This window comes from Deinococcus grandis, assembly GCF_001485435.1.
Taxonomy (GTDB): domain Bacteria; phylum Deinococcota; class Deinococci; order Deinococcales; family Deinococcaceae; genus Deinococcus; species Deinococcus grandis.
In genome coordinates this window covers 120,319-146,613 of record NZ_BCMS01000004.1, presented here as the reverse complement: position 1 = coordinate 146,613, position 26,295 = coordinate 120,319, and the positions used below count along the sequence as shown (strand labels likewise).

Below are 26,295 nucleotides of genomic sequence, written 5' to 3'. Positions count from 1 at the left end.
GTGCCCCGACCTGCTCGGCTGTCCGAGCCTGCCAGATCGCCTCCACTTCATTGAAAGCCACGCACCCCATTGAGGGGCGCATCGTGGGACTAGCCCGTGCCAAGCTTCAGAAGATACAGACTCTTCGAGATCAGCTCTCGGCTGAAGAACGAAGTGTGGTTGAACTGCACAGCATGTTCTTTGCCGTGTCGGGCCGGTCCCTGTCGGACATACTCACGTTGCGTCCCACATCGCACGTTACGGAGGACTTATCAGATTACGTTGATCCCGATGGCGATACGGATCAGCTGGATTTGGCGTGGGCAGCCGTCGACGGGGCGTGGCTTGCAGACAGCCCAGCACGGGAAGAGGCTGACGATATTTGGTAGGCGTCCGGTGCAAGTTCGACAGCCTGAATTGCAGTCGTGCATCAGATTGCACCTCTTCTTCCTGTGCAGATCGTCAGATGCATCAGGCAGCATAGCCCCGGGTCTTGATGCGTCTCTTCCAGGAGGTCGCCCATGGGGTCACCAATTGCGGACGGCGCTGGGCTTCTGTTTTCGGCTGTACTCGACGTAAATCTCGCTGCTCGTAATGTCCGCATGACGCAGGTGGTCCCTGACGGCGAGCAGATCCCCCGTGTCGGTGTACACGCGCGTGCCAGCACTGTGCCGCAAGCCATGCACCTGGCGCCGCTCATACCGCACGCCCGCACGCTCGCACACTCGTTTCACCCGGTTCTGCACGTAGTCGCTGCTCTTACCGGCGATCACCTGCGGCCCCAGAGATGGTGTTCCCGCCAGCCACGCCTGTAGCGCTTGGCTCAGTGAGCGGCTCAGGGGGACGCTCTGCCTTTTCTGCCGCTTGCCGGTGATGATCAGGTGTGGTGGCTGCGCGTCGAGGTGTACGTCCTGACGCTGCAGGCTGCAGATTTCACTGACCCGCAGGCCGGCGTGCGCGCCCAGCAGAAGGATCACCTTCTCCTCTGTGTCCCCCGTGCGGACCAGAAGCGCGATTTCCTCGTCTGTGTACGGTCGGCGTTTCTCAGTGCGCGGAACGGGGTCCGGTGCGGGCCGGACGTCGGCGAAGGGTGTTGCGGAGCTGGCATCTGCCCAGCGCAGCGCTGAGAAGAGTTTGCGTGCGGCGGCGAGGCGCGTGCGGACGCTGGATGTGCTCAGCTTCTGCCCTTCGAGCCAGCGCACGTACGCCACGCCGTGGTTGGCGCGCGGACGCAGGAGCTGCACGCCGTGCTTCTCGGCGAAATCAAGGAAGGTCAGGATGCCCTTGTGGTACGCGCGGACCGTATGGGCGCTGACCCTGGCCCCGGCGAGACCGTTGAGCAGCAGATGCGCTTCCGTCAGTCCCCAAAGGGCCTCGCGGTCACGGGCCGCCTGGATGGCGCGGCGCCGCAGTTCGTCCGGCTCGAGATCCGCCCAGGTCCATGCTCGGGCCTGCAAGTTGGCCTTGTAGAGCATCATCGCCATACTGCCGCTGGGGCTCGGCGAGAGCGGCGCAACTGAACTGGCCGGGTCTGGAGTGGTCATACGTCCCCAATGGTAAAGCCCAGGCGTCCAGGTCATGGACGCCCATCGCGGCAATTTCACAGGTGATCCTTTTCGCATGTACATGAAATCTGGGTTTAAGTGACACTTACACCCTAGCGGCGCAGCACGCGTGAGCTGAGATAGGGCCGGGTGTTGCTATTCAGTCCGCACACCTTGCGGCACCCGGGGCGGGTGCAGTGCAGGCCCAGGGGGCTGTGGCGGATGGGCCCACTGCGGCCCAGGCGCATTGGCCCGTGCCCGCAATGGGGGCAGGTGTCACCCACCGTCGCCGCATTACGCTCGCCGGCAGCGCAGTTCAGACAGACGTTGTAAGTGCTCATCCCGTCCTGGTAGCGGCTCTTGCGCGAGTCGATGATCCCGTTACAGCCCCAGCAGTGCGTGAGTTTAACGTCGCGGTCGTGACCTTTGCCTGTTTCTGGGCAGTTGAAGATCGTGACAGGGTAGGACGCCAGGAAGCGTGCATAGCCTTTTTTGGTGATCAGAGTCTGTCCGCAGCCTTCGTGGCTGCATTTGAGCAGTGGCCGGATTCGGTTGAGGCGGTTGAGCCAGCCGCCCAGGCGGCTGGTGAGTTCCTCGTTTTTGCGCAACCCAGTGCCTGGGCGGACTTCCGGGAAGACCGCCATGGGGGGCGGTCCGGCGTGGTCAAGCAGCTCCAGAACGCTCCAGCGTTCGGCCGGCAGGCTGCGGTCAGCGCTCAGGCGCGCCGGGCCGTTCGGTGCCAGAGTGCAGGGACCACCCAGGGTGGGGCAGAAGGCTATGTTGTCTTTCCAGGGTCGACCCTCACAGTGGATGACGCGGACGTTTTGTGCGGTGCAGGCGGGAAGAAAGGGCCGTAGGTCCAGTGGCGCAGTAGAAACGTAGGCCTGAGCGCAGATGTCCGCCTCAAAGCTCTCGAGGGCAGCCCGCGCAGCGGCGGCGGAGCCCGCGCGACCCAGGTCGACTGCCGCCTGCACCAGTGGATGCCAGGGCAGATCCAGCAAGGCCGTGTCGCCGCGCCTCAGGGCATGCATTGCTAGGGCGTACTGTAGTGGCCAAGGTGTAGCCGCTCGAGCCATGGCGGAGATGCTCAGGTAGTGCGAGGTTGCGGCGGGGATCAATGTGGCGGCGTGCTGCTCAAACAGCGAATTGAACCGCGCGGGTGAGGTATCGCCACGCATCCAGATGTGTACCGCTGACGCCAAGCGCATGACCGGGGCAAAGTGCGGATGAAGTTCAGGGTCAGCCACTAGGCGGTGAAGCTTCTGGGGCGCGAAGACCACCGCGCTTGCCTTGGCCGCGTGGCGCAGCAGCGCCAGTTCCTCTGCCCTCAGGTCGCGGCTGACTGCCGCGCCGTACAGCGCATGTGCGATGGCACTGGCCGCCGCAGTGTCTCCTAAACGCCTCTGGGCCACGCAGATCAGGTCGTCGCTCCAGGGCCGCACAGGGTCGGCAACCGCCTGATCCAGCGCACGTTGCCGGGCAGCCTCTGTGACCTGCTTGCTCAGGGCGTCATTGCGCATCATTCTGATGCGCTGCTGCTCGGCACGCTGGGCGTTTTTGGCGTCTGCATGACGCTGAACCATCACTTTGCGGTGGTAGGTGAGTTTCTCCTCAGTCAGCCAGGCAGGCTGTGGCGCCTCCGGGTGGCGGTTTTTCCTCCCTGAGCGGCGGTCGTCTGAGCACTGGCGGTCAGGGCTACGAGGAAGGCGCGGCGTGTGGTCAGTATCGGTTCGAGTCAACAGATCACCTCGAGATGGGTGGTGAGGCGTGGCGCCTCTGGGGGAACATGGGCAAGTGGGCTGCCCCCCGAAAATTGGACGGGATGAAGTAGAGAGTCAGGCTCGCCCCCGCCAGCCGTAGGCTGGGAAGAGAGGCCCCCATGAAAAATCGGTAGTTCAGCGAAGGTCAGATCATCAATCTGCTCCAGAACGCCAAAAAGGGCGAGAAGCCAGTCGAGTACTTGTGCAGTGACTTGGCTGCAGTCCGGCGTCCTTTTACGCCTGGAAGAAGAAGTGCAGAACGCCCAAGACGAGGATATTCAGCGGCATCTGGCCGTAGTGCCAAGTGGTGCGGTCCATTATCAGGGTGAGCTTGCCGTCGGGTAGCAAGGGAAGCAGGACGTCACAGACGTCCTGTGACGTGAGTTGAGCGTCGTGAAACACGCGGGCCACCGTCCGAGTTTTTGATTCCAACGTAGCTGATCTGGGGAGATGAAGCGCGATCTTGCGGTGAAGTGTGGATTCGGCCTGGAGCACTTCGGCAAGACGACGCAGCGCGTCTGTACGTCGGTGTGGCCAGCGAGTGTTCAGGTAGGTGGCCAACGTGTCAGTATGGAAGCGGGCAGTATCGACTCCCAGACCGTGCGCTGTGCGCCACAGGCGGGGATACGCGGTGTGGACGCGGGCAAGAAGACCCATGGGCGCAAGCGGCATCTGGTCGTGGACGCCCTTGGACTACTGCTGGTGGTCTATGTGACGGGGGGTGGCGTGCAGGATCGGGTCGCAGCCCCGATCCTGCTGAGCATCCTCGCCAAACGCCATCCGCGCCTGAAGCACATCTGGGCGGATGGCGGTTACTCAGGTGAAGTGGTGACGTGGGCCGAGAAGGTCCTGGGCTGGGTGGTGGAGATCGTTCACGGCATCAGCGGACAACGAGGCCTCGTTGTCCGCCCACGGCGCTGGGTCGTTGAGCGTAGCTTGGCCTGGCTGACCCGCTGTCGTCGCCTGACCCGAGATTTCGAAGGGCGGCCAGAGACCACCGAAGCGTGGTGCTATCTCGCCAGCATTCGCCTCATGTTGCGCCGTCTTGACCCCGCTGCCTAAAACTTTTAAAACACGCTCTTAGAAAGACGCCTCTTCCCGCCGCGCGAGGGCCTCCTGAATAGCGGCGACAGTGGTGGCCAGGAACTCACGCTCCTGAGCGTATTCGGGATGGGTCGTCACGGACACTCCCGCACAGCGTCAGTCCGGCGGGGGCATTCAACAGAACGCGTCATAGCCCAGTGTGTCGCACGCGCGCGGCTCACCTTGCCTCAGGTGCCCGGCCTCCCCTGCTGGGGGACTCGCCGACCTGATCAGAACGCGCCCGCCGGCTTCAGAGACCCGATCTAGAATCACGTGATTCTAAATCGGCCCATTCCGCGTCAGGCTAGAATCACGTGATTCTAGTTTCGGAGGACCACCTATGACACTCATCACCACCGTTCACAGCTATGCGGGCGGCGTCGCCAAGAGCGCCACGGCACGCGACCTCAGCGCGGCGCTGGCCTTGCTGGGCCACCGCGTGCTGCTCATTGACGCGGATCATCAGGCCGACCTCAGCGTCAGCCTCGGCGTCGATGTCGACGAGATGTTCGCCAATGCCGACGAGTCCTTCGCGCAGACCATCGGCCCCGCGGTCCTGGGTACGGGCCCATTACCCGACGTGCACCACGTCTACGGGCTGGACCTGATGCCTAGCTCGATCACGCTCTACAACCTCGAGAAGGAGCTGAAGTCGGACGTTAGCATGGTCGTCGGGCTGCGCTACGCCCTGAACGAGATCCGCGCGGCAGGCACCTATGACTTCGTCTTCATCGACACCAACCCCACCCTCGGTGACATGGCGACCCTGGCCCTGCTGGCCGCCGACCGGGTCCTCCTGCCCATTCCCCCGAACCGCAAGGGCCTGCGCGCCGGCAGCTTCATCCGCTCCCGCGTGGAGAAGGGACACTACCACCGCCTCAACCCAGAGCTGCAGGTCCTGCCGCCCGTCATCACCCAGGCGCCCAACACCACCCTCGCCCGGCAGTACCAGGCGGAAATCGAAAGCCTGTTCGGGCAGATCCTCGGCGTCGTGCGGCACCGGCCGGGCCTCTACCCCACCGCGATGGAACGCGCCACGCCCGTCCCGGTCTTCGACCGTGGCGACGGTCGCGCCGAGATCATGGCCGTCGCAGACGCCTTCCTGCAGACCGTCGGAGCCGCGCGTGTCTCGTGAAGACCTGCTCGGCGGCCTCAGTGCCGTAGCCACCCAGGGGCAGGTCCGGCAGATCAGCCACGAGCAGCTGCACCGCGCGGCCTGGCAACCCCGGCGGAGCTTCCCCAGGGACAGCCTGCTGGCCCTGGCCCGCAGCGTCCGGCGCGAAGGCGTCCGGCAGAACCTGATCGTCCGGCCCTCCCCCCAGCAGCCAGGCCGGTACGAGATCATCGCCGGTGAACGCCGCTGGCGCGCCTCCGCACCAGACCTCGCCGCGACCCTTCAGCTCAGCGTGGACGAGGAGCGCGGCCTGACCGGCCCTCCCCCCCGCACGCTGCCCTGCCTGATCCTGACCCTCGACGATCAGGACGCCCGCCGCCTCAGCGCCGTGGAGAACCTGCAACGTGAGGACCTCGACGCCATTGACGAGGCTCTGTACCGCCTGCTGCTGATTCAGGACGTGCTGGGCAGCGGGCCGCACGCCGACCCCGACGACGCCTCCACGTTGGCCCAGACACTGGGACGCCGCCTGCACGCGATCCGCAACCACCCGGAGCAGCACGGCGACGAGCGGGCCCGCCTGGAGACGCTGTTCGCGTCCCTGGGCACAATGACCTGGGAATCCTTCGTCACGAACAACCTGCCCCTCCTGCAACTCCCCCAGGAGCTGCTCGACGCTGTGCGCGAGGGCCGCATGGCCGGCCGGAGTGCTCTGCTGATCCACCGGCAGACCGACCCGGCGCTGCGCCAGGTCCTGCTGGCTGCCAGTGAGACGGGCGCGTCCTTCCAGGAGCTGCGCCGCCTCGTGGACGATCAGCAGGGCAAGCGGTGGAAGGGCCTCGCGGCGGACGTTCGCCAGAACCTCGGGACCCGGACCCTCGAGCGTCTCGACGACCAGCGCCGCGCCCGCGTCATGCGCCTCCTCGAACAACTGCAGGACGAGTTGCAGGGCAGCCGGTCGTAACCGCCGAGGCATCCACCCCTCTCAAACGGACCGTCCACTTCCGGCCAGCGATCGGCCCCATCCCTGTCGTGCGTCAGGGGGACACCGATGATCGGCAGATGTGACTCCTGCCCTGCCCCTGACCTGCGAGGGGGAATTTCCAGGGCAGCCCATTGGCTCGTTCGGCCCCGCCTGAGACAGGGGAGACCCGCCGGGCATTCGGGAAACACCGGAATCGGTGCCAGGAACTTCGGGCAGTTGCCGGCCGTGCCACCCACTCCGCCCGGTACACTGGAGGCCCTGTGATCGTGTCCTGGTTGATTCATTCCCCACGTGGAGCGCTGAGATGAGTCGGGCGTCCCGTAAGGCGACCCCTGCGCCGCCGACGGCGGACGCGGTCATGCCCACCCACCTGGGTGACGAGCGGCGGAACGGGCACGACGAGCTCAACGTGGCCCGCCTGTCGCTGATCAGTGCCCAGTCCCGCGTACCGGCCGGGTACACCGGCTGGACCCGCACGTACCAGACCGGCGAGCGGACTGTGACCGTCACGTGCACCGCCCTTACCGGGCACGTCGTGCCGCACGGCCTGGACAACGACGTGATGGTCGCCATCATCAACCTCTACCTCGAGGACGGCTGCCCGGAGGACGGCACGGTCCGCGTGTCCCTGCACCGCTTGCTCCTGGCGGCCGGGCTGCACGCGAGCGCGCACTACTACCGGGAAGTCCGGCAGTCCCTGCGCAGACTCCAGAGTACGAGCTACCAGATCACGCAGGGCTGGTGGTCGCAGGGCCGACAGCGGCATCTGGACGCCACGTTCAACTACCTCTGGAAGGTCACCGCGACCCGGGACGAGGAGTACGACGCGGGCAGCGTGCTGGAGGTCCGCCTACCGGACGAGATCGCCCTGAGCATCCGCGACGGGTACGTCAAACCGCTGGACCTCACGCTGTACCGGGAACTCAGCAGCCCCCCGGTGCGGGCGGTGTACCGCGTGCTGGACGCGCTGCGCTGGGATTCGGGTTCGGCGCAGGACCGGGTGACGATCAACCTGCTCGAGTGGGGCGAACGCCTGAGCATCTACAGCACCGAACCGGACAAGATCCGCCGGGTGCTGCAACCCGCCCATGACGAGCTGCGCGAGCGGGGCATCCTCCTGGACGTGGAGGTTACCGGGCGCGGGAAGAGTCAGGAACTCACCTACGTGTTCGCGCCGGTCGAGCGCCTCCCCGACGAGGAACTGCTGCGCGCCCTCACGAAACGCGGCATGTATCCCGCCGTGGCTGGAAAGTACCTCACGGAACATCCGGATCCAGCGCCGGTGCACCTCGCCCTGCGCCGCTTCGACGCGTACCCGGGCCGCAAGCAGAACGCCGGGGCCCTGCTTCGGGACATGCTCGTGCACCCGGAACGGTACGCCGAAGTCGTCCCCCTCCCCCCTGAAGTCGAGCCGCGGGCTGCACTACCGGCCACTGCCGTGGCGGACGAGGTGACCGATGAGGTGGAATCCCGCCAGCTGCAGGAATTCCAGGCGCTGTCGCCCGAGCGTCAACTCACACGCCTGGAGCGTCTGCTGACCTTCGCCAAGGTGACGCCCCTGCTATCACCCACGGACCGCGACCGGCTGCGTACGGCTCTGCTGGCCGGGCAGGTGGACGTGACAGACCTCGTCCGGCTCGTGACACGGGAGATGGGCCAGGACCCTGCCCGGAAGGCCGACGCCCTGCGGGACCTGCTCCCGGAATAGCGTTCGTCAAGTTTGGGGGAAACCGTTCGTCAAGTTTGGGGGATTCGTTCGTCAAGTTTGGGGGAAGTGGGTTCGTCAAGTTTGGGGGAAATGAATTTTTTTTCGCTCTGAGACAGATTCGAACCAGTATTAGAGTAGGGTTCGTCAAGTTTGGGGGAAATCCAGGTGCCCGTTCGTCAAGTTTGGGGGATTCGTTCGTCAAGTTTGGGGGAAACAGGCTCTTTTGTTCGTCAAGTTTGGGGGATTCGTTCGTCAAGTTTGGGGGAAATTCGGGCAGAAAAAGCCAGAAAAGGCCGTGCTGGACACACGAGCGGCCCGAAAATGTGGCAGCACTGATGAAATGATGTTTCTTTTTATTCTTATAAAAAATCATCTTTAAATCAGGGCAGGGGCGTTCCGGTCCGCATGGATGGCGTTTGGCGATCTGTGGTGGGCAGTCAGCACTTGGCCCTCTACACTGCGGGCAATGACCCGAGGGACCAAACGAGCGGCCCGCGCCCCCAGCGCCCCGCCCCGGATTGAAGAAGTGCTGTGGAACACCGCCGACCAGCTGCGCGGCCACATGGACGCCGCCGAGTACAAGCACGTTGTGCTCGGCCTGGTGTTCCTGAAGTACATCAGCGACGCCTTCACCACCTTGTACGACAAGCTCAAGGCTGAAGAGGGTGAGGAGACCGCCGAGGACCGCGACGAGTACCTTGCCGAGGGTGTGTTCTGGGTGCCGCGTGAGGCCCGCTGGGATACCCTGAAGGACCACGCGCGCGAGGCGACCATCGGCAGCCTGGTCGACAAAGCCATGGCGGCGCTTGAGAAGGAGAACGCTAAGCAGCTCGGCGGGATGCTCCCCACCGGGTACGCCCGCCCCAGCCTCCCGCACCGCGTGATCGGCGGGCTGATCGACGAGATCAGCAAGTACGGCACGGGCGGCACCGTCACCGAGCAGAGCGACCTGTTCAGCGACCAGCCCGCCCTGAAAGCCGAGACGGACCTGCTGGGCAAGGTGTACCAGTACATGCTGGGCCGCTTCGCCGCCGCGGAAGGCAAACTCGGGGGGGAGTTCTACACACCGGACAGCGTCGTGCAGACCATGGTGGAGATGGTCGCCCCGTACAAGGGCCGCGTGTACGACCCGGCCTGCGGGTCGGGCGGGATGTTCGTGCAGAGCGAGAAGTTCGTCGAGGCGCACAAGGGCCGGATCGGGGACATCGCCGTGTACGGTCAGGAGAGCAACTACACCACCTGGAAGCTCGCGCGGATGAACCTCGCGATCCGCCGCATCGACGCGGACCTCGGCAAAGAAAACGCCGACACCTTCCACCAGGACCTCCATCCGGACCTGCGCGCCGATTACGTTCTGGCCAACCCGCCCTTCAACATCAGCAACTGGGGTGGGGAGCGCCTGCAGAGCGACCCCCGCTGGCGCTACGGCGCGCCCCCGGTGGGGAACGCGAACTACGCGTGGCTGCAGCACATCCTGTACCACCTCGCGCCCAGCGGCACGGCGGGCGTGGTGCTCGCCAACGGTTCGCTGAGCAGCGGTCAGAGTGGGGAAGGGGAGATCCGCAAGCGGATGCTCGCGGCGGACAAGGTGGACTGCATCGTGGCCATGCCGGGGCAGCTGTTCTACACCACGCAGATTCCCGTGAGCCTGTGGATCCTCGCGAACAACAAGCAGAGCGGCACCGGACAGGAAGGCCGCCCCCTGCGGGACCGCAGCGGGCAGGTGCTGTTCATCGACGCGCGTGAACTCGGGTACATGCGCACCCGCACCGAACGCGACCTGACGGACGAGGACCGCGCCCGCATCGTCCAGGCGTACCACAACTGGCGCGGCGACGGCGACGGGGAGTACGAGGACGTGCCCGGCTTCTGCAAGTCCGCCACCATCGACGACCTGGAGAAGAACGGCTGGGTGCTCACGCCCGGCCGCTACGTGGGCGCCGCGCCCAGGGAAGAGGACAGCGAACCCTTCGCGGAAAAAATGACGCGCCTGAGTGGGGAGCTGCGTGCCCAGTTCGCCGAGAGTGACCGCCTGCAGGCCGTCATCAAGGCGAACCTGGACAGGCTCGGCTATGGCGAGTGACCTGACCCTCCCCGACGATTACGCGGCGCTGCTCGGGGACCTGAAAGGCCGCATCCGCAGCGCGCAGACGCGGGCGGCGCTGGCCGTCAACCGGGAACTGGTGCTGCTGTACTGGCACATCGGGCACAGCATCCTCACGCGGCAGGCCCAGGAAGGGTGGGGCGCGAAAGTCGTCGACCAGCTCGCCCGGGACCTGAAAGCCGAGTTCCCCGACCTGAAAGGCTTCAGCCCTCGGAACCTGAAGTACATGCGGGCCTTCGCGGCAGCCTGGCCGGACCCTGAATTTGTGCAGCAGCTTGCTGCACAATTGCCCTGGTTCCACAACGTCGCCCTGCTCGACAAACTCAAAGACCCGGCGCAGCGGGAATGGTACGCCCGCGCCGCCATCCAGCACGGCTGGAGCCGCAACGTCCTGATCCACCAGATGGACACCCGCCTGATCGACCGCCAGGGGCAGGCCACCACCAACTTCGACCGTGCGCTCCCTGCGCCCACGTCGGAACTGGCGCAGCAGCTCCTGAAAGACCCATACACCTTCGACTTCCTGAGCCTGCACGACGAGGCACTGGAACGCGACCTGGAACGGGGCCTGCTGGCGCACCTGCGGGACTTCATGCTGGAACTCGGCGTGGGCTTCGCGTTCGTGGGCAGCCAGTACCACCTGGAAGTCGGCGGGGAGGACTTCTACCTGGACCTGCTCTTCTACCACCTGAAGCTGCGCTGCTACGTGGTGATCGACCTGAAGATCGGGGAGTTCAAGCCCGAGTACGTCGGCAAGATGAACTTCTACCTGAGTGCCGCCGACGACCTGCTGCGGCACGAGCAGGACGCGCCGACCATCGGGCTGCTGCTGTGCCGGACGAAGAACAAGGTGATCGCCGAGTACGCCCTGCGCGACATGGACAAGCCGCTGGGCGTGAGCACCTACGTAATTGCGGAGAGTCTGCCGAAGCAATTTGAAGGTCAATTGCCGAGTGTAGAGGCCCTTGAATCTAAGCTTGGAAATTCGAAGGTTGTGCAAAATGACGAGTGAGTGGATCAGCAAGAAATTTGGCGAATTACTTAATGGCAAGGTCCGAAACGGTATTTATAAGTCTAAAGAGTTTCACGGAAAGGGCATTAAAATAGTAAATATGGGTGAGCTTTTTTCAAATCCTCGTCTATCAACCTCAATAGAAATGAAGCTATTAGATGTAGATAAAGACGAGATTGATCGGTTCGGAATTAAGAAAGGGGATTTGATTTTTGCTAGACGATCACTTACCGCAGAAGGGGCGGGTAAGTGTATTTGGGTCAAAGAGGCAGAGGATGAGGCTGTTTTTGAATCGTCTCTGATTCGCGCAAGAGCGAACGATAATATTTCTGATAGTCAGTATCTTTATTATTATTTTAACTCTCCAGCGGGAAAAACCAATCTAGGTTCCATTCTTCGTCAAGTGGCGGTATCCGGAATTACTGGATCTGACTTAATGGAATTAGATATTCCGCTCCCACCCTTGGAAATTCAGAGGCAAATCGCCAATATTCTTTCCGCCTTTGACGATAAAATCGAGCTCAATCGTCAGATCAACCGCACGCTGGAGCAGATGGCCCGCGCCCTGTTCAAAAGCTGGTTCATCGACTTCGACCCCGTCCACGCCAAACAACGCGGCGAACAACCCGCAGGCATGGACGCCGAAACCGCCGCCCTCATCCCCGACCGCTTCGTGGAGATCGACGGGAAGTGGTTTCCAGAGGGCTGGAGGGTTAGTCAATTGGGATCAATAGTGGAAAATCCCCGACGTTCGATCAATCCGCAGAGCATTGATGGCAGGACGCCATATATTGGCCTAGAACATATGCCCAGAGGCTCAATTGGATTAAATTCGTGGGGTAAGGCTAAAGACGTAGACAGTGGAAAGGTAATTTTCAAAAAAGGCGAAATTCTTTTTGGTAAACTGAGGCCATATTTCAAGAAGGTTGGCATTGCCCCATTCAATGGCATCTCGTCCACTGATATATTAATCTTAAAACCCAAAATAAATTGGGAAGAATACGTGCTTTTTTTAGTCAGCAGTGATGAATTCATAAACGCCATGGCAGGTTCATCGAGTGGGACGCGAATGCCGAGAGCTTCTTGGAATGACCTTGCAGCATATCCCATCATATTACCTTCGGCGGCATTAGCAGTCGCATATAGTGCAGCAGTTGCGCCGATAATAGAAAAGATACAATTATGCACATTTGAATCAATCGAACTCGCTCACATCCGGGATACGCTCCTCCCCCGTCTCCTGTCCGGCGAACTGGACGTCAGCGACTGGGAGAACGCCGTCGAAGCTCCAGAGGGCGCTCCTGCATGAGTGCCCCACACTGGATCGGCAGGAACGACCCGGATGCGTTCCAGCAGTCCTACGTGGAGGCCGCTCACGCCGTGGCGGACGCCGCCAGGGACTGCCAGTGGGCTCGCCTGCTGGACCTCCTGACGCACAACCCAGGGCGCATCAACGCGGGTCGCATAGGCGGCACCAGCGGCTACGCGCCCCTGCACCAGGCAGCCCACGGCGGCGCGCCTGCCGAGGTCGTCCAGGCGCTACTGGAACTCGGGGCGCTCCGCACGCTGCGCACCACAGCGGCTGAGCAGGCGGTCGATATCGCCCGTCAACGTGGGCACCAGCACCTCCTGGACCTGCTGACGCCCAGGCCCACCCTGACCTTCCCTGCGGCCAAGATGGCCGCTGTGGAAGCCGGAGTTCACCAGGTGATCCGCGACCGCGAGGACATCCAGCACCTATTGGAGGGCATCACCATGCGCTTTCCGCCGCTGGAACTCCTGACGGAAACGCCGGGGAACGAACTCTGGTTTCCCATCCCGGGCATGTACGGCGGCTTCCACCTCCAACTGGGACAGGTCGCAGGCGAACCCATCTGCATCGTGGACAGCTGGATCCGGGTCGTTGAAGGGTCAGAAGAACGCCGCCTCGTCTCAACGGGCGGCGTCCTGAGCTTGCCGTCCAGCAGCGATGTGTGATGTCCGGCCGATCGGGAGAGGAGGGCTCGACAGCGCTCAGGACAGCGTCAGGCCGTCCCTGGCAAGGTGATCAGATCGGGAATACAGGAGCGATTGCCTCAGGTGAGCCGCACGCCGTGGATGTCCGAGTACCCGTCCCGGACTTTTTCTGCCCGCATCATGGCCTGCATGTGGAGGCTGTGCAATCTGAAGGGCATGTCCGAGGGTCTGGCCGCCCAGGAGGGATCGGTGATGGTGAGCCTCATCATCGTGGGCGACAGGACCTCAACGAGGGTGTGCGGCTGCTCCGCGCTGATCACCACCAGCGCCTGACGCATTTCCGGCGCATACGCGAGGGACAGAGCGACGTCGTACACCTGCACGAGGTCCTCGTCGTCCCTGACGGCGACCTGAGGCTTCAGGGCATCACGGCCCGTCACGAGACGCCCCTTGAGGTCAGGGCGCTCAGCATCAGGCCAGCGCAGAGGGTGGCGAGCACAATTCGAGTCATCCCGCGAACCTTACCAGTCTCCCCCTTGTGAGGGTGCCTCACCTGCCCCGGGCATCTACGCGCGTGCGCGTCGACGCGTGAGGGTACACTCCGCGGGATGGGGTCCTCCTACAACGAAGAGACGGTCGAACTGGCCGCGCTGGAGTGGCTGCGCGGCCAGGGGTTTGAGACTACCTTCGGACCGGACATCGCTCCTGAGACGCCCGGCGTGCAGCGGGTCTCGTACCAGGACGTGGTGCTCGACGGCCCGCTGCGCGCGGCGCTGGTCCGCCTGAATCCCGGGGCGAGCCCTGAGGCGGTCGTGGAGGCCGTCCGGCAGCTGTCGAACCCGGCTCCAGGCGAACCAGGGGATGCACTCCAGCGCCAGGGGACTCAGTTCATGTTGGGCCGTTCCCGTCGAGTCCCTGTCGCCTGCCCGGCCAGCTGGCCATCAGCACCAGAACTCCATCACTGAGGTCACACCCGTATGACGCTGAACGTCACTGCACAACCGCTTGGGCGACTGAGACGCCTTGAGGACATCCGCACCGTCTGGCCCAACGAGGCGCAGAACTTCACGCCGTGGCTGGCTGAAGACGACTCACTGGCCCTGCTCGGGGAGACCATCGGCATGGAGCTGGAATTTGTCGGCCGTGAGCAGTGGGTCGGCCCGTTCCGCGCGGACCTCCTGTGCAGTGACAGCAGTACGCACGCGCGCGTGCTGATCGAGAACCAGTTCGGGAAGACCGACCACTCGCACCTTGGGCAGTTGATCACGTACGCCGCCGGGCTGGAGGCCGTAACCATCGTATGGATCGCCGAGCGGTTCACGGATGAGCACCGGGCGGCACTGGACTGGTTGAACCGCAGTACGGCGGAGGGCGTGAACTTCTTCGGGCTGGAAGTGGAACTCTGGCAGATCGGCTCGTCCATGCCCGCCCCGAAGTTCAACGTGGTCAGTCAGCCCAATGACTGGTTGAAAGCGACCACTGAGCAGGCGGAGGCGCTCACCGGGACGGATCAGCTGAAACTCGCGTACTGGCAGGCCTTCGTCGAGTACGCCAAGCCCAATGCAGGGCCCCTGAGTATCAAGCGGCCACAGGCCGTGCACTGGATGGACTTCTCTGTGGGCCGCAGTGGATTCTGGGTGGGCGCGCGGATCAACACGCAGAAGAGCATCCTGACGGTGGGGCTGTACTCCAATCTGTCCAAGGACTACTACCGGCAGCTGTTGCTGCAGAAGGACGAGATTGAGGCAGCGCTGGGCTTCCCGATGATGTGGACGGAAAATCTCGGTAAGAAGCAGTCGCAGGTCGAACTTCGATTGGAGGTGCCTGACGTCCGGGACGACACGACCTGGGGTGAGCAGCACGCATGGTTCCTGAAGCACCTGCAGGCACTACACCGGGTGTTCTCTCCGCGCATCAAGGTTCTGCAGGACATTCCCGTCGGACCTGGTGACGAAGGCGCACTGGACGAGGACGAAGCGTGAGTCGGTACCACAGCCCCCGCGAGCTCGCCCACGCGGTGCAGCAGGCCGCGCCGGTCCAACTGGGGATCCTGCTGTACAGCACTGAGCGGCCGGACACGACGCCCGTGTGGTTGCTGCCAGATTCGTACGAGAACCCGGCGCATCACCGCGCGAAGTTCGGCCTGTGGCCCTGGGGGGAAGCGGGCGATCAGGTGTTCGTGCAGTGGTGCGTGGAGAAAGGCGTGGAAGGGACCGCCGCGCCGCACTTCCCGGCGTCGGACATCCTGGCCGCTCGCTGGGCCTGGCCTGACTTCCTGGCGCAGGCCCGCAACCGGACCTTCGACGCTCGCCTGAAAGAAGCCGAGGCGCGTGTAGGCCAGTCCCTGACGGTCCGCCTGCAGGTGTTCACAGCCACGCCCGGACGCAGCCGCGACTACGCGGGGCGGGAATCTCAGACGGTCGTGTGGCAGACCCGGCAGGGCCGTCTGGTGGCTCAGGAGTCCAGCGGCACCCGTCTCTTTCACGAGCAGTTCCCGGACGCGCCGGACGTGCGCACGCTCATCCTGCTCCTGTCGCAGATGGACGCCCCCGACTGGTGCTGGATTGACTTCGGGGTTGGTGTGGTGCTTCCCCTCCACCAGGACACCTGGGAGGCGCAGGCCATCTACGACCGGATCCTGGCCCCATGGGCTGACCTGACGGTAGCCCAGACCCCATGAAATACGGCGCCATCCGCGACCAACCATCAGCGCGGCCCCAGCCGGGCGACCCTCATTCACCCCTTCAAGGCAGCAACAATGACCAAAGACTCTGAACAGATTCGTCAGCGCCTCATCCTCCGCACCCGCCCGGGCCTCCTCATCCGCCTGATCCCGAAGCGGGCTTTCACGGGTCAGCTCGGCCCGCTCCACCGCCCCTACGTCTGCTTTGGGGACTACGAGGAGATGCAGGGCCTGACCGTCCAGGACGCCGCGCGCCGCCTGTACGGCGGCGTCGACGACACCGACCCGGAGAAGTACAGCGGGTACATGAGTTCCAGGTGGCGGGTGGCGTGGCATACCGAGACGATCAAGTCGGAGGAAGGCTTCCCGGAACCTGCCTACCTTGAGGATGAGTTCTACGTCGTGACCGTCCGGACGGACCAGGAGGAGCCGCTCGACCTGTTCCCCGGCACGTGGAAAGCACTGGCTTACCTGGCCACTGATCATCACCGCATGGGCGCGGCGGCCCAGGTGACCGACCAGCTCCTGAACATTCATGGTGGAACACGTCCCCCACTGGAGCACTATGGCCTTTCGGGTGAGGACTTCTACCTGTACCGGGACCCGGCTGAGCAGGACCGTGGGCTGGATCCCCAGGCGGCCTATTACGCGTACGTGGCGGCCGATTCAGGGTTCGCTAACGATGTGTTGGACCTGTTCGGCGTGGACAATCGGTGCTGGCGGGGCGGAGGGTACGTCGGCGCGTACGGCGAATGGTACGCGCGCGTGTTTCTGGGCCGGAATCTGCCGCTGAGTTCCCCGCTGATCCACTCCTGCGTCCTGATGCACTCACAGGACACTCTGCCGACCCTGCTGTGATCTGGTGCAGGCTGGGCTTGCTGGACTCGGCAGCCTTCAGGACAGCGTCGGAAGGCTGCCAATCAGAAGGCGAACAGGTCAAGCGTGCAGACCCTCACCAACTCAGGTGAGCGGCATGCCGTGGATGTCTGAGCATCCGTCCCGGACTTTCTGGGCACGCATCATCGCATGCATGTGGAAGCAGTACAGCCGGAACGGCATGTCAGAGTGCCTGACGGGCCAGGAAGGGGTGGTGGTGAGTCTCATCAGCGTAGGCGACAGGACCTCAACGATGAGCAGTGGATGCTCCTCGCAGACCACCACCAACGCCTGCCGTATGTCAGGGGCATACGCGAGGGACAGCGCGATGTCGTACACCCGCACGCGGTCTTCGTCCCTGTTGGCGAACTGAGGCCCTAACGCATCACGGCCAGTCACAAGACGCCCCCATGTCAGTAGGTCGCGCTGGCCCGCGCGACCTCCGGGCCGACCTTCGAGTCTGACGCTACGAGCGTGGAGTCCTTGTAGAGCTTCACCGTTGCGGAGCCACCGGCGCCGCAGGTGCTCTGCGCGGTGACGGCAATCACGTCGCCAGCGGAGGCACTCAAGGTCCGATCAACGCTGGACGCCGTGCCGGAGTACATCGTGTTCCCCCAGATGTAGCTGTAGTTTGCGGCGCAGTTGATGGTTTCGACGGTGACACGCATGCCTTTGGTGGTCGCTGGGGGCTGTGGGTTGTTGCAAGGGCTGCCCGGCGGGTAGTTGTAGTTGGGGTTGCACTGGCCTTTGGTGGTGTCGTAGCCGACGGGCGCGGTGTACTTGGCGGAATCGGAGTAGCGTTGTCCGCAGGCACTCAGGATCAGGCCAGCGCAGAGCGCGGCGAGCACAATTCGAGTCATCCCGCGAACCTTACCAGTCTCCCCCTTGTGAGGGTGCCTCACCTGCCCTGGGCATCTGCGTGTGTGCGTGTGGACGCGTGAGGGTACACTCCGCGGGATGGCGTCCTCCTACAACGAAGAGACGGTCGAACTGGCCGCGCTGGAGTGGCTGCGCGGCCAGGGATTCGAGACTGCCTTCGGGCCGGACATCGCCCCCGAAACACCCGGCGCGCAGCGGGCCTCGTACCAGGACGTGGTGCTCGACGGCCCGCTGCGCGCGGCGCTGGTCCGCCTGAATCCCGGGGCGAGCCCCGAGGCGATCGCGGAGGCCGTCCGGCAGCTGTCGAACCCGGTCGGGGTGGGGCTCCAGGCGAACCAGGGAATGCACCGCCTGATCACGGACGGCGTGCAGGTGGAACTCCCGGACGGGCTGGGCGGCGTCCGCGCCGAGCACCTCCAGGTCATCGACTTCGCGCAGCCGCGCCGGAACGCCTTCCTGGCCGTCAACCAGTTCACGGTGGTGGAGGGGCAGGTCGAGCGGCGCCCGGACGTGATCGTGTTCATCAACGGGCTGCCGCTGGTGATCTTCGAGTTCAAGAACACCAAGGACGCCAACGCCACCATCGAGAAGGCGTACACACAGCTGCAGACGTACCAGAAGCAGCTCACGCGCCTGTTCGCGTACAACGCGCTGCTGGTGATCTCGGATGGCAGTCAGGCGCGCCTGGGCGTGGCGGGCGCGGCGTTCGAGCGCTTCCAGCCGTGGAAGACCGTCACGGGCCGCGAGGTCCACCCCGAGAGCCTGGAGACCCTGATCAAGGGCGCGTTCACGCCGGAGGTGCTCACGGACCTGCTGCGGCACTTCGTGGTGTTCGAAGTGGACGGCCCTGACGTGAAGAAGAAGGTCGCGGCGTACCACCAGTACCACGCGGTGCAGCGGGCCGTGCAGACGACTGTGGAGGCCAGCGGCGTCGCCGGGGACCGCCGGGGCGGCGTGGTGTGGCACACGCAGGGCAGCGGGAAGAGCCTGACCATGGTGTTTTACGCCGGGAAGCTGGTCGTGCAGCCGGAACTCGCTAATCCGACGCTGGTGGTCCTCACGGACCGCAACGACCTGGACGATCAGCTGTTCGGGACGTTCAGCCGCGCCTCGGGCCTGCTGCGGCAGGTCCCGGAGCAGGTCACGGCCCGTTCGGAGTTGCGGCAGAAACTCGGGGAGCGCGCCGCGGGCGGCGTGGTGTTCACGACCATCCAGAAGTTCCTGCCCGAGGAGCGTGGGGACGCCTTCCCGACCCTGTCGGAGCGGCGGAACATCATCGTGATCGCGGACGAGGCGCACCGCAGCCAGTACGGCCTGAATGCCCGGCTGGGGAAGGACGGCGTGCTCACCTACGGCTTCGCGAAGCACATCCGGGACGCCCTGCCGAACGCGACGTTCCTGGGGTTCACGGGCACGCCCATCGAGTCCAAGGACGCCGACACCCGCGCGATCTTCGGGGAATACATCGACGTGTACGACGTGCAGCGCGCCGTGGAGGACGGCGCGACCGTCCCGATCTACTACGAGTCCCGTCTGGTACGCCTCACAACCGACGAGGTCGCCTGGGCGACGCTGGACGAGGACTTCGAGGAGATCACAGAGGGGGAGGAAGACAGCAGCCGCGAGAAGCTCAAGACGAAGTGGGCGGCGCTGGAAGCCCTGGTGGGCGCCCCGGAGCGTGTCCGGGCGGTCGCGCAGGACCTCGTGACGCACTTCAAGGCGCGTCAGAGCGTTCTGGAGGGCAAGGGCATGGTCGTGGCGATGTCCCGCCGGATCTGCGTGGCGCTGTACGACGAGCTGATCCGCCTGCGGCCAGAGTGGGCAGGCACCGGCGACCAGGAAGGCGTGGTCAAGGTCGTGATGACGGGCAGTGCGAACGACGACCCGGCCTGGCAGGACCACATCCGCAGCAAGGCGCGGAACAAGGCCATCGCGGATCACTTCCGGGACCCGGGCAGTCCCATGAAGCTCGTGATCGTGCGTGACATGTGGCTCACGGGCTTTGACGTACCCAGCCTGCACACCATGTACCTCGACAAGCCCATGCAGGGCCACGGGCTGATGCAGGCCATCGCCCGCGTGAACCGGGTCTTCGCGGACAAGCCCGGCGGGCTAGTCGTCGATTACCTGGGCCTCGCGAACAGCCTCAAGGACGCACTGGGCATCTACGCCACGAGCGGCGGGCAAGGGACGCCCACGCTGGATGTCGAGGCGGCGCTGGACTTCATGGCGGAGAAGCTGGACGTGGTGCGCGGCATCCTGCACGGCTTCGACTACTCGGACTTCATGGGCGGCACACCCACCGAGCGCGTGAGCCTGATCGTGAACGCCCAGGAGTTCGTGCTGGCCAAACGCGACAAGGCCAAGGAGCGCTTCATCCGGGAGGTGCTGCAGCTAGGCAAGGCGTACGCGCTGGCCGTGCCGCACCCGGAAGCGCTGGCCGTGCGCGAGGAGGTCGTCTTCCTGCAGACCGTGCGGGCCGCGCTGAGCAAGCAGGACGTCACGAGCACCGCCCAGGCCCGGCATGACGTGAACGCCGCCGTGCAGCAGCTCGTGGAGCAGGCCGTCGCGCCGGACGGCGTGATCGACGTGTTCGCCGCGGCCGGACTGAAGAAGCCGGACATCTCGATCCTGTCGCCGAAGTTCCTGGAGGACGTGCAGAACATGCCGCAGAAGAACCTCGCGGTGGAACTGCTCGACAAGCTCCTGCGGGACGAGGTGCGCGCCCGCAGCCGCCGCAACGCCGTGCAGTCCCGCGCGTTCAGCGAGAAGCTCGAGGCGGCCATCGGGCGCTACCAGAGCCGCAGCATCGAAACCGCGCAGGTGATCGAGGAGCTGCTCGACCTGGCCCGTCAGATGCGCGAGGCGCAGGCCCGCGGGGAGGCCCTGAACCTCACCGAGGACGAGATCGCGTTTTACGACGCGCTGGAAGTCAACGACAGCGCCGTGAAGATCCTGGGGGACGAGCAGCTGCGGGACATCGCGCGGGACATTGCCGAGACGGTCCGCCGGAACGCCACGATCGACTGGCACCTACGGGAGCAGGCCCGCGCGAACCTGCGCCGGATGGTCAAACGGGTGCTACGCAAGCACGGGTACCCACCGGACAAGCAGGAGACCGCCAGCCGCACGGTGATCGAGCAGGCCGAGCTGTTCGCCCAGCACGCCGCCGACTGAGCAGGGGAGAGCGGAGACCGCGCCCGAGTGACCCGCGCAAATGAGCTCACCTCGCGGTCAGTTGTGCGCTAGCGTGCCCGTCATGACCGAGCGTGTCCACCAGCTCCAGCGGAAGGCGGCCGGGCCAGCTCACACCGCACGGCCGGACCTCCAGCGCCCGCCTGAAGAGCTGGCGCACCACCACCGCGCCCTGCAGCGGCAGACAGCCCGCCCGGTCACGGCTCAGCGTCAGGCCGTCGCCCCGGTCCTGCGCGCGGCTGCCCTGGAGGGGCAGGAAGCGGCCCGCCTGACGGCCGCGCGCACCCAACTGCAGCGACAGGTGGACGCCCTGGTTCCCCTGTCGGCTGCACCGCGCAGCTCGCCACCTGCCGTGCCCACGGCGCCCACGACCCCATCGGACTGGGTGACCGTGCTGCGCGCCCGCGCCGAGGGTGCTGAAGGCCAGCGCCTCGATGCCCGCGCCTACGGGGAGTTCCAGGCGCTGCAGCGGCAGGTGGCGCACACCCTGGCGCAGGGGTTCCGGCAGGACCGCGGCGACCCCGCCGCCCGGTACGCCACGTACGGGACGCACCTCGCGACCCTGCAGCGCCACCCGGTGAGTGCCCCCGTCTCCCGGGTCGTCCTGGGCCTGGTGCCCTCCAGTGAGCGGCTGCCCCTGCAACGCGCGGCGGACGAGGCCCTGCAGCGCCTGCAGGCCCAGGAGCAGGCCGCCCTGAACGCGGAGACGGCCCACTCGCTGCAGCGGCAGCTGGCTGAACTCGACGCGGAGGCCACACAGCCCGTGTTGCAGCGCATCCAGGCGCGGCGTGGCGGGGGCGCACCACTGCCGGAGGCCGTGCAGCGGCACCTGGAGCAGGGCCTCAACCATGACCTCAGTCGTGTGCGCATCCACGACGACGCGGAAGCCGACAAGCTGGCCAAAGGCGTGAATGCCATTGCGTTTACGACAGGCACGGACATCTTCTTCCAGGCGGGGCGGTTCGAGCCGAACACCCAGAGCGGCTTTGAACTCCTCGCGCATGAGGTCACGCACACGGTGCAGCAGAGTCAGGGCCGCGTAGGGACCGGGATCGACCCGGACGCTGGCCTGGAAGCGGAGGCGCGCACCATGGGCGCACGACTGGCCCAGAAGACCAGCCTGCCGACGCGGGCCATCCAACCCCGGCCTCACTCGACCGTTACACCAACCACGACCTTCCAGCGGCGTCCCGCCGCGGGAACGGCCCCCGTCCGCACGCCGACTCCACAGTCGGTCGGTCGGGTCGGCATCATCACCCACTCCGACGGAGCCAACCTCCGCACGCAACCGGACGCGCAGGCCAGCAAGGTCCTGCCACAGCCTCTTCCGGTCGGTACGAAAGTCGGCGTGATCAGTCAGGCGGCGAACGGCTGGAGTCGGGTGTCCCTCCCGTCCGGGCAGAGCGGGTGGCTTCAGACCCTGCGCGTCACCACGAACCTGCCCGATCCCGGCTCGCGCCTGATCCGTGTGGCCCAACAGACGACCGCGATTGGCGTGGCGGAACGCTACTACCGCGCCCTCGTCCGGCCCGGTCAGGACCTCCGGTACTACGTGAATGTGCTCGAGCAGGTCAACCGTCAGCGGGGGACGGGCGCATTCCAGGCCGGGCAGACCCTCCAGGCGGGCAGCCTGCTGTGGGTTCCCGGCGCCGCGTATGCGCAGACCCTGGCGGGGACCGTTCAGTCTGGCTCGATCACCGGCGGAGCCCTGGCACGGGTGAATGCCGCCATGGGGCAGAGTCCCGGCGCGAACATCATGCGTTCCGTGCTGGAGTCGCCGCAGTACGTGCGGGAAGTGCTGGGGGACGCCTGGGCGACGGTGAAAGAGCACTGGCCCGTGATCCTGGCGACGACCACGGCGCTGATCGGCGCGGAGTTGCTCGTGGGGGTGCTCGCGGCCGCGCCGGAACCCACCACCGTCACGAAATTCCTGGCGGTGGGGTTGCAGGGCATCATCACGGCAGTCGCCGGGGTGGGCGCCGTCACGGCCGGAGCGGCCGCTCTCGAAGCGGGCGCGCGGTGGCTGAAGACAGCCTGGAGTTCCCGTGGGAACGCCACGCAGATCAAGGTGGCGGCCAAGGCGTTCCTGACGATGATCGGGCAGACCGTGATGGCGGTCGCCAGTGCGGCTGGGGTGCGCGCCAGTGCCGGGCGCACAACGGCCCTGCGCGGCCTGTACACGCGGGAGCAACTGGTCGCCCAGATCGGCAACAAGGCCACGTACGAGGCCCTGATGGACGTCCTGGCGGCACGGGGCGTCAAGACCAACAACGCGCAACTGCTGGGGAATCTCCTGAAGAAGGTCCCGGATCCCCTGGAGCTCAAGGGCTTCCTGCGCAAGGTGGACAAGCCAGGCGAGTTCCTGGCCACGCTGAACAAGTACCCGCTGAACCGCGTGCGGCAGGTCCTGGCCGAGATCGACAGCCAGAGCATTCCACCGCAGTTCGCGAGTCGACTGCTGACCCTCAATCTCGAAAATCCCGTCCCGACCAGGCCGCTGAACGCGGCTCGCGTCGCCTTACTGAACCAGAAAGTGCCCGGTGGAGCGGCCGACAAGACATTCGGGGGCAAATCCGTGGTGCTGCGCGAGGAGCTGACGCCCGCCCAGGCGGCGCAGGACAAGGCCGCAGGCGCGCGGTACCAGGCCCTGCTCGACGACATCCTGGAACGAAGCCCCTACGTCTACCGCTACACCACACGGTTCGCCCTGAACAAGGTGCGTGAGAACGGCTGGGACATCCGCGAAGCCTTCATGGCCAACGTCCTCGTGAAGAATCCCAACGACGTGAGCCTGGGGGCACAACTCAAGCCCGCCTGGTACCAGTTCAGCGACGGGAACCCTGATGTGGTCGTCAAGATCCCCAGGCGCCTGCTGAAAGCCTCCACCGTCCCACGCCCCTCCGGGAACACGGCGGAAGTGGCGGGCTGGGAATTCACGACGTCCGCCTATCCAGAAGCGGGGAAAGGCGGGCTGCTGCAGTTCATGGGCACGGTGGACAACGGCGTCCTGGAAAGTGGCATCAAGACCGGCGAGATCGAAATCATAGAGCTGTCGGGCGGCACGTCCCGGTTGCCGCGGCCCCGATAATGACTCGCACCACACGCGCCGCATCAGGAGAGCCATGAACAGCGAACGACAATTGGACAATCAGGGCAACGCCATCGGCCTCTTTCGATCGGCCTTCCAAACTGCGGTTGGACACCTGCAGGAGACGCACCAGAACCTGCAAGACGTGTCTCAGGAGGAGCTGCTGGCCGCGACTGCCGCGCAGAAAGCAAGTCGCGCCTGGTACTTCGAGAACGATGGCGTGACCCAGCACGATCTGGACCTGTTCGATGAGGTGATGCTGGATTACTGGGCGAGCCTGCTCGACTGCCTGAAGGACCCGAGGGCCGACACGACCGTGGACGCCTGCCTCAATCTGCTCTTCCGCTGAACAGGGGAAGCGCAGCCGGTCATTACTTGATCTGTCAGTTGACATCCAGAAGTGTTCGAGTGATATGGAATCAAGCGCATAGATCGCGTTCCATAGGCGATAACTTGCGGCTGTCAGGCCCTCAGCAAAATGATGGGCTGCTCGATCTGGGCTTCCTCCCGAAAACTGGACGGGATGAAATTGAGACTCTGGCTCGCCCTTGCCAGTCATAGGCTGGGAAGTGAGGCCCCTATGAACAATCGGCAGTTCAGCACCTGAATAAAAATCGATTCCCGTTCCGCAGGCCTGCAAGTGCGCTTCACACACGAGTCTTGATTCATGTGCCTCACGACCATTGGAATGTCTTGGTCACAGGGGTGCGTTGAGCAGGCTCTGGAGAAGTGGCAGCGCCTCTGCGGCGGGTCGCCGGGCCGCCGCAAGCACAGCATGCACCTGCTGGTCTGTCAGATCCTCGAAGGCCATCAGGCCCATCGGCGACAGAGGCCGGCCCAGGCGCACTTTGATGAGCGTGAGGGCCATGGTTCTGGGGTTGGTGTCCAGGTCCGGCGCGGCGTCCGAGATTGGCGTGGCCTTACGCTTGGGTGCGACCGCCTTTTGGGCGCTCGTTCGGGGCTGGGGGATGCCCTGCGTCCACTTTTCAGGGTGACGGATGCCGTCGACGATGCTGGCGGGGAGGCTGCGGGGTTTCCAGCCGGTGGTCAGGGCCACGTCGATCTTGCGCAGCACTGGCTCAACCCGCTCCGGATGATCGGAGGCCAGGGATTCCGCCACGGGCCGGGTCACGCCCCGCGCGATGAGGAGTTCGGCCAGCTCAGGTTGCGGTGCCGACACGAACTGGTAGGTCACGGTGCCGCTGAACCCGCGTCCTGTAAAGGCGGCGCCTTTGAGGTACCCCTGCTCCTGCAGGTGCTCGTGCGCGAGGGTCAGGACGCGCCGGGCATTGTCCGCGCGGGTTTCGTCGATGCCGCAGGCGCGCACCCAGTCCTTCATGGGTACGGTGAGTTCTGCGGCCAGTGAGCCGTCCGCCTGAATGCGGTGCGCCTGAATGACGCGGTACAGGCTGCGGGCGGGGGCTTGCTTCAGTCGGGCGAGAAGTTCCGCGTCGAGGATCTGGTAGAGCCCGGCGCGAATGGCGTCCGCGAAGGTGGGACTGAAGATGACTTCAATGGGGAGTCGCTCGTCGAGTTGACGGTGCTCGAAGGGTTGCCGTGCGCCGCCGGAATCCACGAGGCGCAGTTCGCTGATGATGCCGACGACGCTGGTCGCGCCGGTGTGCCGCTGGTCCGTTTCGTTCCAGCTGGTGCGCACCATACTCCAGCGCACGCCAGCCAGGCGGAGCAGCGCTTCACGGAGTCGCACATACGACCGGCCGCCGACGTCCAAGCCAGCCATGCGCAGGATGTCGGTGGGTTTGACTTCAATCCGGTCTCCAAGGGGGCATCCGGCTCGGAAGAACATGGTCTGCAAGGCCAGGAGCACGTCGCTGTCGGTTCCGTGGGGCCGGCCGTTGTTGGCGTGCCCTTCGATGCGGTAGAGGGTGTTGCCGATGGCGTAGTCGACAGTCCATGAGGTGGATTCGTTCGGAAGGACCTTCTGCACGCTGAAGATGCCCGCCAGGGTCATGTCCAGTTCGTTGATTCGCAGGGGGTCCACCCCTTGATGATATCAGTCAAGACTTCTTAAAAAGATTGATTTGTTGTCATCAAGGCGGGGGGGCAGGCCTGATTTTTATTGTGCTGGACGTGCCTGCACGGGATAAATGAGATGCGTTACCTCACAACGCCCGATGAAATCCCTCACAACGCCCGCGCCATTCCCTCACAACGTCCGCTATTTCCCCTCAGAATGCCCGCGGTTTTCCCTCACAACGCCCGGCCGTTGGTGCCCTCCGGGAATCGCGTAGTGCGGCATGGATCGGGGGTTCTGAGTGATTTCATCGGGCGTTGTGAGGTGATACTTCGGGCGTTGTGAGGTGTTTTC

Annotated in this window: 22 protein-coding genes and 1 pseudogene; 16 read left to right on the top strand and 7 right to left on the bottom strand. The window is 64.8% G+C overall.

Translation table 11 applies throughout. The features are described 5' to 3' along the window. The coding region (locus DEIGR_RS21400; RefSeq protein WP_236704972.1) for a hypothetical protein at nucleotides 1-368 on the top strand (368 nt) is incomplete at its 5' end. A gap of 138 nt (nucleotides 369-506) precedes the next feature. Here DEIGR_RS21400 and DEIGR_RS18265 read toward each other — a convergent pair. The 3 genes and pseudogenes from DEIGR_RS18265 to DEIGR_RS20620 form a co-directional block, all read right to left on the bottom strand. Further along, nucleotides 507-1,523: a tyrosine-type recombinase/integrase gene (locus DEIGR_RS18265; protein ID WP_058979805.1), complete on the bottom strand. Its 1,017-nt coding sequence runs from the start codon at nucleotides 1,521-1,523 to the stop codon at nucleotides 507-509. A gap of 113 nt (nucleotides 1,524-1,636) precedes the next feature. Beyond that, the gene (locus DEIGR_RS20625; protein WP_153013951.1) at nucleotides 1,637-3,262 is read right to left on the bottom strand and encodes a hypothetical protein; all 1,626 of its coding nucleotides are present in this window, start codon (nucleotides 3,260-3,262) and stop codon (nucleotides 1,637-1,639) included. A 276-nt stretch (nucleotides 3,263-3,538) separates the two neighbouring features. After that, nucleotides 3,539-3,844, bottom strand: a pseudogene (locus DEIGR_RS20620) (IS4 family transposase); the annotation flags it as partial. Here DEIGR_RS20620 and DEIGR_RS18260 point away from each other — a divergent pair. The 8 genes from DEIGR_RS18260 to DEIGR_RS18230 all read left to right on the top strand — a co-directional run bounded on the left by DEIGR_RS18260 (nucleotide 3,734) and on the right by DEIGR_RS18230 (nucleotide 13,266). Next, a complete protein-coding gene (locus DEIGR_RS18260; RefSeq protein WP_083524303.1) occupies nucleotides 3,734-4,345 on the top strand; it encodes a transposase in 612 nt (203 codons plus the stop codon). The pseudogene DEIGR_RS20620 and the gene DEIGR_RS18260 overlap by 111 nt on opposite strands. Nucleotides 4,346-4,706: 361 nt before the next feature. Continuing rightward, nucleotides 4,707-5,501, top strand: a complete 795-nt coding sequence (locus DEIGR_RS18255; protein ID WP_058979802.1) for a ParA family protein — start codon at nucleotides 4,707-4,709, stop codon at nucleotides 5,499-5,501. Continuing rightward, the gene (locus tag DEIGR_RS18250; RefSeq protein ID WP_058979800.1) at nucleotides 5,491-6,444 is read left to right on the top strand and encodes a ParB/RepB/Spo0J family partition protein; all 954 of its coding nucleotides are present in this window, start codon (nucleotides 5,491-5,493) and stop codon (nucleotides 6,442-6,444) included. The genes DEIGR_RS18255 and DEIGR_RS18250 overlap by 11 nt, the downstream gene beginning before the upstream one ends. Before the next feature lie 379 nt (nucleotides 6,445-6,823). Continuing rightward, nucleotides 6,824-8,173 (top strand): replication initiator protein A, encoded by a 1,350-nt coding sequence (locus DEIGR_RS18245; RefSeq protein ID WP_236704971.1) that lies wholly within the window; start codon nucleotides 6,824-6,826, stop codon nucleotides 8,171-8,173. A 466-nt stretch (nucleotides 8,174-8,639) separates the two neighbouring features. Then, nucleotides 8,640-10,256 (top strand): class I SAM-dependent DNA methyltransferase, encoded by a 1,617-nt coding sequence (locus DEIGR_RS18240; RefSeq protein ID WP_058979796.1) that lies wholly within the window; start codon nucleotides 8,640-8,642, stop codon nucleotides 10,254-10,256. Further along, nucleotides 10,246-11,289: a PDDEXK nuclease domain-containing protein gene (locus DEIGR_RS18235; RefSeq protein ID WP_058979794.1), complete on the top strand. Its 1,044-nt coding sequence runs from the start codon at nucleotides 10,246-10,248 to the stop codon at nucleotides 11,287-11,289. The genes DEIGR_RS18240 and DEIGR_RS18235 overlap by 11 nt, the downstream gene beginning before the upstream one ends. Then, a complete protein-coding gene (locus tag DEIGR_RS20035) occupies nucleotides 11,279-12,598 on the top strand; it encodes a restriction endonuclease subunit S (protein ID WP_083524301.1) in 1,320 nt (439 codons plus the stop codon). The genes DEIGR_RS18235 and DEIGR_RS20035 overlap by 11 nt, the downstream gene beginning before the upstream one ends. Further along, entirely contained in the window at nucleotides 12,595-13,266 is a 672-nt protein-coding gene (locus DEIGR_RS18230) for an ankyrin repeat domain-containing protein (protein ID WP_058979792.1), read from the top strand. Before DEIGR_RS20035 ends, DEIGR_RS18230 begins: the two co-directional genes overlap by 4 nt. 98 nt (nucleotides 13,267-13,364) lie before the next feature. Here DEIGR_RS18230 and DEIGR_RS18225 read toward each other — a convergent pair whose 3' ends face one another. After that, entirely contained in the window at nucleotides 13,365-13,685 is a 321-nt protein-coding gene (locus DEIGR_RS18225) for a hypothetical protein (protein WP_058979790.1), read from the bottom strand. 168 nt (nucleotides 13,686-13,853) lie between these two features. Between DEIGR_RS18225 and DEIGR_RS18220 the strand changes: the two genes are divergently transcribed. The 4 genes from DEIGR_RS18220 to DEIGR_RS18205 all read left to right on the top strand — a co-directional run bounded on the left by DEIGR_RS18220 (nucleotide 13,854) and on the right by DEIGR_RS18205 (nucleotide 16,786). Further along, nucleotides 13,854-14,210, top strand: a complete 357-nt coding sequence (locus DEIGR_RS18220) for a hypothetical protein (protein ID WP_058979788.1) — start codon at nucleotides 13,854-13,856, stop codon at nucleotides 14,208-14,210. A gap of 12 nt (nucleotides 14,211-14,222) precedes the next feature. After that, the gene (locus DEIGR_RS18215) at nucleotides 14,223-15,227 is read left to right on the top strand and encodes a DUF4268 domain-containing protein (RefSeq protein WP_058979786.1); all 1,005 of its coding nucleotides are present in this window, start codon (nucleotides 14,223-14,225) and stop codon (nucleotides 15,225-15,227) included. Continuing rightward, nucleotides 15,224-15,925, top strand: a complete 702-nt coding sequence (locus DEIGR_RS18210; RefSeq protein WP_058979784.1) for a hypothetical protein — start codon at nucleotides 15,224-15,226, stop codon at nucleotides 15,923-15,925. The genes DEIGR_RS18215 and DEIGR_RS18210 overlap by 4 nt, the downstream gene beginning before the upstream one ends. 78 nt (nucleotides 15,926-16,003) lie before the next feature. Next, nucleotides 16,004-16,786, top strand: coding sequence for a hypothetical protein (locus DEIGR_RS18205; protein WP_058979782.1), 783 nt, complete (start codon nucleotides 16,004-16,006; stop codon nucleotides 16,784-16,786). A gap of 102 nt (nucleotides 16,787-16,888) precedes the next feature. Here DEIGR_RS18205 and DEIGR_RS18200 read toward each other — a convergent pair whose 3' ends face one another. Together DEIGR_RS18200 and DEIGR_RS20615 are read right to left on the bottom strand one after the other, a co-directional pair. Then, on the bottom strand, nucleotides 16,889-17,149 hold the full coding sequence (locus DEIGR_RS18200; protein WP_153013950.1) for a hypothetical protein: 261 nt from the start codon (nucleotides 17,147-17,149) through the stop codon (nucleotides 16,889-16,891). Between the two features lie 68 nt (nucleotides 17,150-17,217). Continuing rightward, nucleotides 17,218-17,664: a hypothetical protein gene (locus DEIGR_RS20615; RefSeq protein WP_153013949.1), complete on the bottom strand. Its 447-nt coding sequence runs from the start codon at nucleotides 17,662-17,664 to the stop codon at nucleotides 17,218-17,220. Between the two features lie 97 nt (nucleotides 17,665-17,761). Here DEIGR_RS20615 and DEIGR_RS18190 point away from each other — a divergent pair, with 97 nt between their 5' ends. The 3 genes from DEIGR_RS18190 to DEIGR_RS18180 all read left to right on the top strand — a co-directional run bounded on the left by DEIGR_RS18190 (nucleotide 17,762) and on the right by DEIGR_RS18180 (nucleotide 24,315). Further along, entirely contained in the window at nucleotides 17,762-20,860 is a 3,099-nt protein-coding gene (locus tag DEIGR_RS18190; protein WP_058979777.1) for a type I restriction endonuclease subunit R, read from the top strand. A gap of 82 nt (nucleotides 20,861-20,942) precedes the next feature. Beyond that, the gene (locus tag DEIGR_RS18185) at nucleotides 20,943-23,966 is read left to right on the top strand and encodes an eCIS core domain-containing protein (RefSeq protein ID WP_058979774.1); all 3,024 of its coding nucleotides are present in this window, start codon (nucleotides 20,943-20,945) and stop codon (nucleotides 23,964-23,966) included. Between the two features lie 34 nt (nucleotides 23,967-24,000). Then, the gene (locus DEIGR_RS18180; protein ID WP_058979772.1) at nucleotides 24,001-24,315 is read left to right on the top strand and encodes a hypothetical protein; all 315 of its coding nucleotides are present in this window, start codon (nucleotides 24,001-24,003) and stop codon (nucleotides 24,313-24,315) included. Nucleotides 24,316-24,663: 348 nt separating this feature from the next. Here DEIGR_RS18180 and DEIGR_RS18175 read toward each other — a convergent pair whose 3' ends face one another. Then, nucleotides 24,664-25,968, bottom strand: coding sequence for a replication initiator protein A (locus tag DEIGR_RS18175; protein WP_229755802.1), 1,305 nt, complete (start codon nucleotides 25,966-25,968; stop codon nucleotides 24,664-24,666). Nucleotides 25,969-26,295 lie beyond the last annotated feature (327 nt).

Bases quoted from the DNA above. Each gene is read 5' to 3' on its own strand.
- DEIGR_RS18235 (WP_058979794.1), top strand. From the start codon at position 10,246: ATGGCGAGTGACCTGACCCTCCCCGACGATTACGCGGCGCTGCTCGGG.
- DEIGR_RS18185 (WP_058979774.1), top strand. From the start codon at position 20,943: ATGACCGAGCGTGTCCACCAGCTCCAGCGGAAGGCGGCCGGGCCAGCT.
- DEIGR_RS18215 (WP_058979786.1), top strand. From the start codon at position 14,223: ATGACGCTGAACGTCACTGCACAACCGCTTGGGCGACTGAGACGCCTT.
- DEIGR_RS18190 (WP_058979777.1), top strand. From the start codon at position 17,762: ATGGCGTCCTCCTACAACGAAGAGACGGTCGAACTGGCCGCGCTGGAG.
- DEIGR_RS18205 (WP_058979782.1), top strand. From the start codon at position 16,004: ATGACCAAAGACTCTGAACAGATTCGTCAGCGCCTCATCCTCCGCACC.
- DEIGR_RS18240 (WP_058979796.1), top strand. From the start codon at position 8,640: ATGACCCGAGGGACCAAACGAGCGGCCCGCGCCCCCAGCGCCCCGCCC.
- DEIGR_RS20615 (WP_153013949.1), bottom strand. From the start codon at position 17,664: ATGACTCGAATTGTGCTCGCCGCGCTCTGCGCTGGCCTGATCCTGAGT.
- DEIGR_RS18220 (WP_058979788.1), top strand. From the start codon at position 13,854: ATGGGGTCCTCCTACAACGAAGAGACGGTCGAACTGGCCGCGCTGGAG.
- DEIGR_RS18180 (WP_058979772.1), top strand. From the start codon at position 24,001: ATGAACAGCGAACGACAATTGGACAATCAGGGCAACGCCATCGGCCTC.
- DEIGR_RS18260 (WP_083524303.1), top strand. From the start codon at position 3,734: ATGAAGCGCGATCTTGCGGTGAAGTGTGGATTCGGCCTGGAGCACTTC.
- DEIGR_RS20035 (WP_083524301.1), top strand. From the start codon at position 11,279: ATGACGAGTGAGTGGATCAGCAAGAAATTTGGCGAATTACTTAATGGC.
- DEIGR_RS18265 (WP_058979805.1), bottom strand. From the start codon at position 1,523: ATGACCACTCCAGACCCGGCCAGTTCAGTTGCGCCGCTCTCGCCGAGC.
- DEIGR_RS18245 (WP_236704971.1), top strand. From the start codon at position 6,824: ATGCCCACCCACCTGGGTGACGAGCGGCGGAACGGGCACGACGAGCTC.
- DEIGR_RS18255 (WP_058979802.1), top strand. From the start codon at position 4,707: ATGACACTCATCACCACCGTTCACAGCTATGCGGGCGGCGTCGCCAAG.
- DEIGR_RS18230 (WP_058979792.1), top strand. From the start codon at position 12,595: ATGAGTGCCCCACACTGGATCGGCAGGAACGACCCGGATGCGTTCCAG.